General features: G+C 43.4%; 11 protein-coding genes. 6 read left to right on the top strand and 5 right to left on the bottom strand.

Annotation, left to right across the window (positions count from 1 at the left end; all coding sequences use genetic code 11):
* Window positions 1–10: 10 nt before the first annotated feature.
* The 5 genes from gldL to ACP14V_RS02550 form a co-directional block, all read right to left on the bottom strand.
* Window positions 11–664 carry a gliding motility protein GldL gene (gene gldL, locus ACP14V_RS02570; RefSeq protein ID WP_116216208.1) on the bottom strand — a complete coding sequence of 218 codons (654 nt, stop codon included), beginning with the start codon at window positions 662–664 and terminating at the stop codon, window positions 11–13.
* A 72-nt stretch (window positions 665–736) separates the two neighbouring features.
* Window positions 737–2,116: a gliding motility lipoprotein GldK gene (gldK, locus tag ACP14V_RS02565; protein ID WP_136565487.1), complete on the bottom strand. Its 1,380-nt coding sequence runs from the start codon at window positions 2,114–2,116 to the stop codon at window positions 737–739.
* Window positions 2,117–2,236: 120 nt separating this feature from the next.
* A complete protein-coding gene (locus ACP14V_RS02560; RefSeq protein WP_136565486.1) occupies window positions 2,237–3,394 on the bottom strand; it encodes a formimidoylglutamase in 1,158 nt (385 codons plus the stop codon).
* 1 nt (window position 3,395) lies between these two features.
* A complete protein-coding gene (gene topA, locus ACP14V_RS02555) occupies window positions 3,396–5,879 on the bottom strand; it encodes a type I DNA topoisomerase (protein ID WP_272610776.1) in 2,484 nt (827 codons plus the stop codon).
* Window positions 5,880–5,998: 119 nt separating this feature from the next.
* The gene (locus ACP14V_RS02550; RefSeq protein ID WP_424987786.1) at window positions 5,999–7,255 is read right to left on the bottom strand and encodes an LVIVD repeat-containing protein; all 1,257 of its coding nucleotides are present in this window, start codon (window positions 7,253–7,255) and stop codon (window positions 5,999–6,001) included.
* Between the two features lie 139 nt (window positions 7,256–7,394).
* Here ACP14V_RS02550 and miaB point away from each other — a divergent pair, with 139 nt between their 5' ends.
* The 6 genes from miaB to ACP14V_RS02520 all read left to right on the top strand — a co-directional run bounded on the left by miaB (window position 7,395) and on the right by ACP14V_RS02520 (window position 12,384).
* Entirely contained in the window at window positions 7,395–8,858 is a 1,464-nt protein-coding gene (miaB, locus tag ACP14V_RS02545) for a tRNA (N6-isopentenyl adenosine(37)-C2)-methylthiotransferase MiaB (protein ID WP_136565483.1), read from the top strand.
* 3 nt (window positions 8,859–8,861) lie between these two features.
* A complete protein-coding gene (locus tag ACP14V_RS02540; RefSeq protein WP_272610777.1) occupies window positions 8,862–10,133 on the top strand; it encodes a sigma-54 interaction domain-containing protein in 1,272 nt (423 codons plus the stop codon).
* A gap of 31 nt (window positions 10,134–10,164) precedes the next feature.
* On the top strand, window positions 10,165–10,683 hold the full coding sequence (locus ACP14V_RS02535; protein ID WP_136565481.1) for an LptE family protein: 519 nt from the start codon (window positions 10,165–10,167) through the stop codon (window positions 10,681–10,683).
* 5 nt (window positions 10,684–10,688) lie between these two features.
* Complete coding sequence (locus ACP14V_RS02530) at window positions 10,689–11,585, top strand: hypothetical protein (RefSeq protein WP_136565480.1); 897 nt, start codon at window positions 10,689–10,691, stop codon at window positions 11,583–11,585.
* Window positions 11,586–11,592: 7 nt separating this feature from the next.
* The gene (secG, locus tag ACP14V_RS02525; protein WP_136565479.1) at window positions 11,593–11,961 is read left to right on the top strand and encodes a preprotein translocase subunit SecG; all 369 of its coding nucleotides are present in this window, start codon (window positions 11,593–11,595) and stop codon (window positions 11,959–11,961) included.
* Window positions 11,962–12,105: 144 nt separating this feature from the next.
* The gene (locus tag ACP14V_RS02520; RefSeq protein ID WP_116216218.1) at window positions 12,106–12,384 is read left to right on the top strand and encodes a co-chaperone GroES; all 279 of its coding nucleotides are present in this window, start codon (window positions 12,106–12,108) and stop codon (window positions 12,382–12,384) included.
* The last annotated feature ends 1 nt before the right edge of the window (window position 12,385 follow it).

The raw sequence follows: 12,385 nt of genomic DNA, 5'->3' as shown, positions 1-12,385 counted from the left end.
GATATCCTAATTAGTTTTTGCTACCCATGGCGGAAAGCATACCTCCATATACTCCATTCAAGGAGGAAAGGTTGGTGGCCAAAGACTCCATTTGGTCTTTCAAGGCTCCTGCATTCTGAACTACTTCCTCATTGATGGAGGCTTGTCTGCTAGCGCTTTCCAACTGTACTTTGTACAAGCTGTTCAAAGACTCCATTTGGGCAGCGGCGTGGGACAATTCCTCAGAATACTTTTTAGTGTGTTGAATTGCATCTGTGGTTGGAGTGATATTCTTGGCAGCACCTTCAAAACTCTTGATGCTCTCACCCAAGTTGGAGAAAAGCTCAGAATCGATTTTGGCTTCCTTAAGAAGGTCATCCAATTTTCTGGAAAGAAGTCCTTCTGCTTCTTGGGCATCCTTGACCTCATTCTTTTTTCCGTTGGATTGACCATTGGCCAACTCTGGGTACACCAAGGACCAATCGTATTCATCGTCCACAGGTTCAAATGCACTGATTGCGAATATCAATGCTTCAGTAATAAGACCTACCGCAAGAAGAAGTCCACCTGTAAGGGGTCCAAACTCCCAGTGAAGGATCTTGAACAATGCACCAATGATTACCACCGATGCTCCAAGCCCGTAGGCCATGTTAAACAGCTTTTTTGTTGATTTTGACTGTGCCATAATTCTAGTTTTAATTAAGTTATATAAATAAGTATTTGGTTACTGGTTTATTTATATAATGTTCTCTCGTTATTATAGTCCGCTTCTGCTTCCGTTGGTGGAATCCTCTTCACCCATATAATCCTGTACGGTCCTGAAACCAATGTAGCTTCTTGCGGAATCCTGATATTCATAATCCCTTGTACTTACTTGTAGGAAGTACGCAACATCTTTCCAAGATCCACCACGGATCACTTTTCTTTGGTTCTGTCCTGAACCTACGTTGGGGTTCATGGTAGACAGGTATTCATAGGCTCCTTGATCAAAGCTGGAGCTGGTCCATTCCGATACGTTACCAGCCATATTGTACAGGTTATAGTCATTTGGTTCAAATGATTTGGCCTCTACGGTGTACAAAGCGGCATCGGCTGCATAATCTCCACGCTGTGGCTTAAAGTTGGCCATAAAACAACCCGTGTCACTGATCACATATGGACCACCCCATGGGTATGTACCTCCTTCAATACCGCCACGGGCAGCATATTCCCATTCAGCTTCGGTAGGCAATCGGAACTGGTTCACGAACTGCTTCCCTCTACTTTTCTGATCATCGTTCTTAAACTTGGTCCTCCAATTACAGAAGGCCTTGGCTTGCATCCAGTTTACCCCAACAACAGGATAATCACTGTAGGCATCGTGCCAAAAATAATCGTTGTGCATGGGCTCGTTGTAGGAATATTCAAAATCCCTGATCCACACTGTGGTATCTGGATAGATTTCCAATTCTTCATGCTTGATAAAATCTTTTCTGCTTCCGGTCTTTGCACGGGCAGCAGCTTCAATGTCCATCCAACTGTATTTATACTTCAGTTTGGTAACATCTATGGACCGGAGACCATTATAGCTTTCCTCTTCAGGAAGATAGATGGAATCCATTACTTCGGCATAATACTCATCTGGATACTCTGAAGTATCCCATACCAAATCCGCATCTTTGTTCAATGCGCGTCCTTCGTAACCGGTTTCCCCCAGACCTGCATAATTGTCCAACATGTATTTGTCATACACGGAAAGGTCAGTGGTATCCGTATCCTTAAAAGCATACTCCCCTATACCTTCGTCTTCCGGGCTAATGCCCAATTCGTCGGCCAATATGGCCAATCTGGTCCGTACAATGGAATCCTTTACCCACTCCACAAACTGACGGTACTCACTATTGGTGATTTCCGTATCATCCATATAAAAAGAACGTACGGTAACCGTTCTTGTGGGGGCATTCAATACTTTGGCCTGATCTTCTTCGGCCTTACCCATAACAAAGGCACCTCGTGGAATCAATTCCATTCCATAGGGTTTCTCTGGATGCCATTTTTTCCCTGGGGCCCCAACTAGTTCACCTTTTGACCTTGATTTAGAGCCGCAACTGCTAAGCAAAAAAACAAGTACTATAGATGAAATGAATAGCTTTCTCATACTTTAGGTTAAATTTTCGATTCAAGATTATAAACGGTGCTACACAAATTCATTACTCTCAAAACTAATTTTTGAATAATTTATTGTGTAAGAACAGTCAATGCTTAAAATTTAATTTGTTTAGTTAAAGCCCTTTCTGTAGGCCTTGAACCACCTTTCGGGGATGTTCTGGTTGCAAGCATCCAAATAGTCCCCTTCGGTGCAAGGTAATAACGCCACCGAATTTGTTTTAGTATGTTGTGGTAAAATTGATGGTACTTCAACCCACCAGCGTTCGGTAACATGGCTTTTGTAAAAGACCAGCTCCTCTGTATCAGTGGGTACCGTAAATTTGGTGAAATCTTCGCTTTTGGATGTTGGGGTTTCCTGTATCCTGAAACTTAGTCCTTCTATAAAATACCAGATGAGTTGGGCAATCATTTGAAAGGCTTGATGGGTATTCTCCCCTTCGTAGATGCCCAGCAGAGATACTCGATCGCTTATTCCGGCATACCGGGCTATGGCACAGATTTCCCTACCTGTGAAACCATTGGGCGAAAAGTTTTTATGCATGCCCATTTCGCTGGCCCTGATGGCGCGCAAATCTAAACTAACTATATCGCTGCTCCTTAAAATGGGTTCCGCCAATTCTATGTTCGATGTAATGTCTCCTAACCTATAGGCATCAAAAAATAGCCTTTCCATTAAATCTATTTCCTCTTGGGCGTTGAAATAACTCTGGTACCCAATATTGGAGAAATTGAAAAGATTATTGGGTTTATCCGTAATGATCCTGCTCATGTACGAATGCGAAGAAATAAGTTCATCGTCCTCCCCAAAGTCAAAACGGCTATCTATGGCAACCAAGTTCACCATGTCCCTGATCTTATCAAAGGCCCTATAGGTTGGCAGGGTAATATCTTGGGTATAGCCCAAGATTATAGGTATAATATTTTCCTCTAGGAGTCCAGCCACAATTTCCTTGACCACAAAATAAGTGTCTTCCACCGTCTCGCCTTCCTCCACATCGCCAATATCTATAATGGTGGAATTCCAATTCCCCATCATAAGACGGTACAACTGTATTCGGATTTCCTCCAAATCCAATTCCTCCGTTTTTTTCTCAAAGGCATTTCTGGATTCCTTCACACCAAAAATGGCGACATCGGCATGGGCAAATACTGGCAGCCCATCTTTTTCGGTATGCATGTGGATGTTCTTACCCAGTGCCTGTGGCGGCAATAATTCTGAATAGGCCAATACCTTGTCCTTGACGGGGACCAAAAAATCGAATGCCATACTATTTCTTAGCTTTTGCTTTGGCTTTTTTCTTAGGTGATTTTTTTTCCAAAAGGGCCTGGGCTTCTTCCAAAGAGATTTTTGTGGCATCCACATCCTTGGCAAGTTCCACTTTTATTTTTCCCTTGATAATATTGTGCCTTCCCCATCTGGCCTTCTCAATACGTATTTTTTCTTCAGGCCACTCTTGTACCAGCTTTTCGGCTTCTTTCTTCTTTTTATCCTCAATGAGCTCCTCTATATCGGATTGGGAAAGGTTGTCAAAATCGTATTTTTTGTTCACATTGATGAAGATTCCGTTCCATTTTATAAACGGTCCAAACCTCCCCTTGCCCTTGGTAACTTCCATTCCTTCATACGAGGCAATGGGTGCATCGGCTTTTTCTTTTTCCTTGATCAACTCAATGGCGCGATCCAAATCCACATCAAAGGCACTTTCTCCTTGGGCCAGGGAAATGAATTTTTTTCCAAAGCGCACATACGGACCATATCGGCCTACATTGGCCTCTATTTCCTCTCCTTTATACTCACCCAATTTGCGAGGCAATTGAAAAAGCTCCATGGCCTCTTCAAAGGTAATGGTGTTGATGGATTGGTCCGGCAACAAACTGGCAAAGAGCGGTTTTTCCTCTTCATCCACCGTTCCAATTTGAACCATTGGTCCAAAACGGCCCAATCTTGCGGCTACCTGACGCCCTGTTTTGGGGTCGGTTCCCAAAATGCGTTCTCCGCTGGCACGATCGGCATTTTCCTCAACTTCCACAACATTGGGATGAAAATCTTTGTAGAAGGACTTCATCATTTCTTGCCAGTCTTCTTCACCTGCAGCAATCTCATCAAAATCCTCTTCTACCTGGGCAGTAAAGTTGTAATCAAGGATTTTGGTGAAATGGCTCACCAAGAAATCGTTTACGATCATTCCAATATCCGTGGGCACCAATTTTCCCTTATCGGAGCCTACCATCTCAGAAAGTCCTTTTTCTGATATTTTCCCATCTTCCAAAACCAACTGAACATACTTTCTTTCTGTTCCTTCCACCGTTCCTTTTTCAACATATCCCCTGTTCTGAATGGTAGAAATGGTTGGCGCATAGGTAGATGGCCTTCCAATTCCCAATTCTTCCAATTTCTTCACCAAGGAAGCTTCGGAGTAGCGGTACGGTGCCCGGGTAAACCGTTCCGTGGCCGTTATGAATACATTTTGCAAGGCCTCCCCAATCTGCATGGCTGGAAGCATCCCTTCCTGCTCCTCTGCAATATCTTCATCATCCGTGCCTTCCAAGTATACCTTAAGAAAACCATCAAATTTGACCACTTCTCCGTTGGCCGTAAACTCTTCTGTATGGGAACTGGCCTTTATTTTCACATTGGTACGCTCCAATTGCGCATCGCTCATCTGCGAAGCCAAGGTTCTCTTCCATATAAGCTCGTAGAGCTTGGCCTGATCCCGCTCCAAAGAAGGGGATTGTAGTTTCATGTCTGTAGGGCGTACCGCTTCGTGCGCTTCTTGGGCACCTTTGGATTTGCCTGTATAGTTTCGCACTTGACTATATTCTTTACCGTAGTTTTGAACGATAGCCTCCTTAGCGGCACCCAAAGCCTCATTGGACAAGTTTACACTATCCGTTCTCATATAAGTAATGAGTCCTGCTTCGTATAAACGTTGGGCCACTTGCATGGTACGGCTCACCGAAAAATATAATTTACGTGAAGCTTCCTGCTGCAAGGTAGATGTGGTAAATGGGGGAGCTGGGGATTTCTTGGCCGGTTTTTTATCCAGATTGGCCACTGAAAAATCTGCCCCAATATTTTTTTGAAGAAAGTTTTCGGCTTCTGCTTTGGAGGAAAACGTCTTATTGAGTCTGGCAGAAAACATATTGCCATCGCCAGTCTTGAAATCGGCCCTTATCCTGAAAGAAGCTTCCGGGGTAAAACCGTCTATTTCCCTTTCCCGTTCCACGATCAACCGTACGGCAACGGATTGCACCCGCCCAGCGGAAAGTCCCGGCTTTATTTTTTTCCAAAGTACCGGGGAAAGCTCATAGCCCACCAATCGGTCCAAAACCCTTCGGGCCTGTTGCGCATTTACCAAATTGTAATTAATGTCCCGTGGATTTTCAATGGCTTTTTGGATGGCAGACTTGGTTATCGAATTAAAAACAATACGCTTTGTTTTGCTCTTGTCCAATTTCAACTCCTCTGCCAAGTGCCATGAAATAGCTTCTCCCTCACGGTCCTCATCACTGGCCAGCCATATGGTTTCTGCTTTTTGGGCGAGGTCCTTCAGTTTCTTTACCAAGGCCCTCTTTTCCTTATCTACGGTATATTTTGGCTTGAAATCATTTTCTACATCTACACCAAGTTCTTTGGATGGCAAATCTGCAATATGCCCAAAACTGGATTCAACTTGAAACTCTTTTCCTAAAAAACGTTCTATGGTCTTAGCCTTTGCGGGGGACTCTACAATAACTAAATTCTTTGGCATGCACTGGGTTTTGTGGTAACAAAAGTATGTCAAAATTTCGATTTTGAATTTTTTGTAAACCCATAGGCAAAAAAATATCCCGCTGAAAACGGGATATTTGACTTTAAAACGGTACTTTTTTATTTCAGCCCTATCTGGCTGATAAGCTTTATTCCGTCATCTAAATATTCATATTGATAGAGCACTTCATCTCCCACCATGATCAATTGGTTTTCTAACGGAATTACATCAAACGTAACAATATCTTCAAAATGATTTAACTGTTTCAAATCATTAATATCGGTCTTATCATAAACTTTAAGACCTGAATCACCATCGCAGACAAAAAGCTTTTCCCCCTTGATTCCCAACCCGTACGGACCATCCATAGGGTACGAGATTGCCAGTTCAGGACTTTCAATATTGGAAATATCCACAATAAAAAGACCACTCTCCGTAGCTCCGCACCAATTGCCCCCACGCAGGGTAACATAAGCGTAGTTTCCATCAACTACTATGGGGTCACATGCCGTTCCATGCTCAAACTCGGAAACAAACTCTGGTTTTGCCGGATTGGTGATATCATAAATGTACATGCCGCGCATACTCCCCAAGAACAAATGGTTGTCCCTATTGAAAATGGTCTCGATATCGAACCCAGCGTATACATCTTCCAATTCTTTGGGGTTATCCAAATCTGAAATATTAAAAATATTGATGTTATGGTTGTCCACGGCATAAAGGTAGTCGGCCACAATCTTAAAACGGGCCAAAGAACCACCTTGACCTGACCCTCCATCATTGGCCGCTTCGGCAACTGCCACGTTATCAAAGAAAAAACCTCTTCCTATACCCTCTTCCACCTCGGAAATCAATCTTCGCTCCGTTATGGTTTCCCATCCGATCAGGATCTCCGTTTGGTAATCATAATCCTCATATTCAAAAATATCAGCTTCCATGGGCCAAAAAACATTGCTGTACAGAACATTTTCCAATCGGTTCACCTGCTTAATATTATTGATATCGGAAATATCGAGAACCACCAAATCCATAAGACTATCCGCATATAGGAAATCATCCTTTATAGAGATATCTACATTACCCGGAATCTTTATAAATCCGATTTTTACGGGTTGTTGTGGATTGGCATTGTTGATGACATGAATGCCTTGATGTTTGTCGTTGACAAAAATGTAATCCTTGTACGTATATATTTTTCCGGATTCATCTATGGGCCGTGGTGCAATGATATCAACACTGGCCGCAAATTCAGCTTGGCTCATCACAATGGGGCGGGCCACCAAGTACTCGGCATATTCGCCATTGGATTCATCATCGTCGCAGGCAACAAAAAATAATAGGGTCAAGGAAACTAGAAACAGAATTTTCTTTTTCATGGGTGATGCAGTTTTTTGGTAGATTACAATTCCTAGATAAAAAATAGCGGATGTCGTTGCTTGAATTTTGGTTAAAATTTAACTGCCAAATTGTCACTAAACTGGAATAAGCACTATCTTTGCAGACTATTGCATCACAATGACAAAGGACGAAACCGTAGAGAAAATAATAGATGAAAGCCAACAGGGAAGTACATTGGCCATCGAAAAAAATGCAAAGAATACCCGTAAACTTTATATAGAAAGTTACGGATGCCAGATGAACTTTTCGGACAGTGAGATTGTAGCTTCCATTTTGGCCAAGGAAGGTTTCAACACAACCCAGGAGCTCGAAGAAGCTGATTTGGTACTCGTGAATACCTGCTCCATCCGTGAAAAGGCGGAACAAACTGTTCGCAAACGCTTGGAAAAGTTCAATGCTGTAAAAAGGACCAACCCTGGAATGAAAGTAGGGGTCTTGGGCTGTATGGCCGAACGTTTGAAAAGCAAATTCCTTGAAGAGGAAAAAATAGTGGATATGGTAGTGGGACCTGATGCCTACAAAGATCTTCCAAACCTTATCCAAGAAATTGACGAAGGCCGTAACGCCGTAAACGTTATCCTATCCAAAGACGAAACCTATGGCGATGTGGCGCCGGTCCGGTTGAACTCCAATGGTGTGAGCGCCTTTGTATCCATTACCCGTGGCTGTGACAACATGTGCACCTTCTGTGTGGTCCCCTTTACCCGCGGACGGGAACGTAGTCGTGACCCCCAATCCATTTTGGAGGAAGTGAACGACCTTTGGGAAAGAGGCTTTAGGGAAATCACCCTTTTGGGCCAAAATGTGGACAGCTACCTTTGGTATGGTGGCGGACTCAAAAAAGATTTCGATAAGGCTTCCGAGATGCAAAAGGCCACTTCGGTGAATTTTGCGAAGCTTTTGGAGCTTGTGGCCTTGGCCCAGCCCAAAATGCGAATCCGCTTTTCCACATCAAATCCGCAGGATATGACCTTGGACGTCATCGAGGCCATGGCCAAATATGAAAACATCTGCAAGTACATCCACCTTCCGGTACAAAGTGGCAGCAATCGTATTTTACAAGCGATGAATCGTTTGCATACCCGTGAGGAATATTTTGAGCTTATTGACAATATTAAAAACATCATCCCCGATTGTGCCATTAGTCAGGATATGATCACCGGTTTCCCTACAGAGACCGAAGAGGACCATCAAGATACCTTGAGCCTCATGGAGTATGTAAAGTATGATTTTGGTTTCATGTTTGCCTATTCCGAACGGCCCGGAACCTTGGCCGAAAGAAAGATGGAAGATGACATTCCTGAAGCCATCAAGAAAAGACGCCTCACGGAAATCATCGAACTGCAACAAAAGCATAGCCATTACCGTACCCAGCAACATGTAGGCAAAATTGAGGAAGTCCTTATTGAGGGTCCGTCCAAAAAATCCGATGCCCACTGGATGGGTCGGAATTCACAAAACACCGTTGTGGTCTTTCCAAAGGAAAACTACCAAGTGGGCGATTTTGTGAATGTACAAATCAATGATTGCACCTCGGCCACACTCCTTGGAGAGGCCTTGGAATACTCAAAGAACAACTAATATATGGAGAGCGTTCAATCCATTAAACAACGGTTTGAGCTCATTGGCAATGACGTCAAGCTAAACCGTGCCATAGAAAAGGCTATTCAAGTAGCTCCCACGGACATATCGGTTTTGGTGACCGGGGAAAGTGGTGTGGGAAAAGAGGCCATCCCCAAGATCATCCATTCCCTATCACACCGAAAACATGCCAAATATATTGCCGTAAACTGTGGGGCCATCCCGGAAGGAACCATAGACAGTGAGCTATTTGGCCACGAGAAAGGAGCCTTTACCGGGGCTACCCAAACCCGAAGCGGATATTTTGAAGTGGCCGATGGTGGAACCATCTTCTTGGACGAGGTGGGTGAACTTCCACTTACCACACAGGTACGGTTGCTCCGTGTCTTGGAAAATGGTGAGTTTTTAAAAGTGGGGTCTTCCCAGGTTCAAAAAACGGATGTTAGAATTGTGGCCGCTACCAACATCAACATGTTCGAGGCCATTAAAAAAGAAAAGTTCAGGGAAGACCTCTACTATCGATTAAGCACCGTTGAAATCGCAATTCCCCCTCTTCGGGAACGCAGGGACGATATTCATTTGCTGTTTAGAAAGTTTGCTTCAGATTTTGGGCAGAAGTACAAAATGCCAACCATCCGTTTAGAGGAGGATGCCGTTCAATTATTGTTGAAATACCGTTGGCCGGGCAACATCAGACAATTGCGGAACATTGCAGAACAGATTTCGGTATTGGAGGAGGATAGAAACATTTCTGCGGCAACCCTGAACAGCTATCTCCCCAATTCCAGTGGTTCCAATTTACCCGCGGTGGTGGGGCAGACTAAAAAAGAAGGTGACTTCAGCAACGAAAGGGAAATTTTGTACAAGGTTTTGTTTGATATGAAAAGTGACCTCAATGATTTGAAAAAACTGACCTTGGAACTTTTGAAAAACGATACTTCTGAAAAGGTCCAGGAGGAAAATGAAACCCTGATCCGCAAAATTTATGGAGGTAAGGAAGAGGAATTTGAGCAGGAAGACGATACTATGGCCGAAGTATTACATCTTCCTGAGCCCACTGTGGAAAAACCTATGGTAGTGACCCAATCCCCAGAAGACCGGTACCATTTTGCCGAGGAGATCGAAGAAGAAGAAACCCTATCTTTACAGGAAAAGGAAATAGAACTTATTAGGAAATCACTGGAACGCAATCGTGGAAAACGCAAAGCCGCGGCTGCCGAATTGGGCATTTCTGAACGGACTCTATACCGAAAGATAAAACAATACGATCTATAATACTCCAAGTTTAAAATTTGAATTGATATACATGAAGAAAAATGGTTTTAAAATTGGACTTTTAGGGTTTATTCTCAGTCTTTATAGTTGTGGAGCCTATAATTTTTCGGGAGCAGATATTGGGACGGCCACTAGTTTTCAGGTCAACTTTTTCCAGAATTATGCCGACCAAAGCCCCGGTTCCACCATTGTGCCCGGATTGGATCGCGATTTTACCTTGGCACTTCAGGATATGATCAACAACCTCACCAGCCTATCGCTCACCGGCAGCAACGGTGATCTTTTGTACGAAGGTGAAATTGTGGAGTACAAGGTCATCCCCATGACGGCAACCTCCGACCAGAGAACGGCCCAAAACCGATTGACCATGAGCGTAAATGTACGGTTTTACAACACCACAAAGGATGATGCTGATTTTGAACGTCGATTTTCATTTTTCTATGATTTTGATGCCGCTGCTTCATTGACAGCAATCCAAGCAGCCGCACACGAAGAAATTTTTGAACGCCTTACCCAGGATATTTTTAATGCATCCTTAGGAAATTGGTAATGATTATGAACGTATCGGATTTTATACATATTCTTCAAAAGTCCAACACCATCCTGTCCCCAAAACAGACGAGGGAATTGGAGGACATTATTGAGGAGTATCCCTATTTTCAAGCCGCACGGGCACTGCACTTGAAGGGGCTTAAAAATCTGGACAGCTATAAATATAACGGAGCACTAAAAGTGGCCGCGGCCCATACGGCGGACCGTGAGGTATTGTTCGATTATATTACATCCCAGGAATTTGTACAGAACAATATTGCCGACACCATAGCCGGAAGAGGCAGCAAACTGGAAGATCAAAATGCCGTTTCAGAGGAAATTGAACCCAGTGAGACCGTGAAAGCCATGCTGGTGGATGCCGAAGAAGTGGCCTTGCCCCAAAACCTTCAGGATGCCGAACAAATATTGAATCCGGCCCTGTTCAAATCCAAAACCCCCGAAGAACCTGTTTCGGAAGAAATCAAGAAGGAAGATCCCACTCCAGAGGTCGAACTGCAATTGGGCAAACCCATCCCCTTTACCAAAAAAGAAAAGCATTCCTTTACCGAATGGCTCAAATTGACCTCCAAGCATGAGCAGGAAGCATCCCAAGATGAGCAGGAGATCATGGAAGAGTTGGAAAAAAAGAAAAAATTTGAGCTATTGGACAAGTTCATCGAGAACAATCCAAAAATAGTACCCCAAGAAAACACCAATCCCAAGGTAAATATCAAAGAATCTACCAAGTTCGATAAAAATGAACTGATGACAGAGACTTTGGCCAAGGTGTATTTGGAACAAAAAAAGTACAAAAAGGCCATTCAAGCCTTTAAAATATTGAGTTTGAAATATCCAGAAAAAAGTGGTTTCTTTGCAGACCAAATTCGGGCGGTGAAGAAGCTGCAAAAAGAAAAAGAATAAGATAGTAATGAGCACGTTTACAATTTTTTTGATATTGATTATCGTCGTGTGCCTTTTGTTGGTATTGGTCATCATGGTCCAAAATCCAAAAGGTGGCGGTCTTTCCTCTTCTTTTGGAGGAGGTGGTACCCAAGTTGTTGGTGGTGTAAAAAAGACAGGGGATTTCTTGGACAAAAGTACTTGGACCCTTGCCACTTTATTGGTTGTTTTGATTTTGCTTTCCAATGTTTCCCTAAAGGGAAGCTATAGCCAAGCAGACTCAAAACTTCTACAGGGTGACGGAACTGAAACTACAGTTCCTGAAGCACTTCCAGAAGAAGTTCCAGAGCAGGTTCCTGCGGCGGATACCACAAATCCCGCTGACACGATCAACTAAGAACAATGACAACAGATACAAAAATGCCAGCTTGAATGACAAGCTGGCATTTTTGTTTTCCATAATGTCAGTTTTTGGGCAATGGCATAATTTCTGCCCCAATATTTCGAGAATTTTAAAAACAAATACCTAAAAAGTAAAAATATGGCTAAAGTAAGCATCAAACCATTGGCAGATCGGGTCTTGATCGAGCCTCTTCAGGCTGAGACCAAAACTGCCTCCGGTATCATCATCCCGGACAACGCAAAGGAAAAACCCCAAAAAGGCAATGTAGTTGCCGTTGGTCCTGGCACCAAGGATGAAAAAGTGACCGTAAAGGTTGGAGATACCGTACTCTATGGAAAATATGCCGGAACCGAACTTAAATTGGACGGAACGGATTATTTGATCATGCGCGAGAGTGATATTTTGGCAATTGTTTAAT

Source organism: Flagellimonas alvinocaridis, assembly GCF_965248585.1.
Taxonomy (GTDB): Bacteria; Bacteroidota; Bacteroidia; order Flavobacteriales; family Flavobacteriaceae; genus Flagellimonas; species Flagellimonas alvinocaridis.
This window is presented reverse-complemented; position numbering and strand designations above follow the sequence as displayed.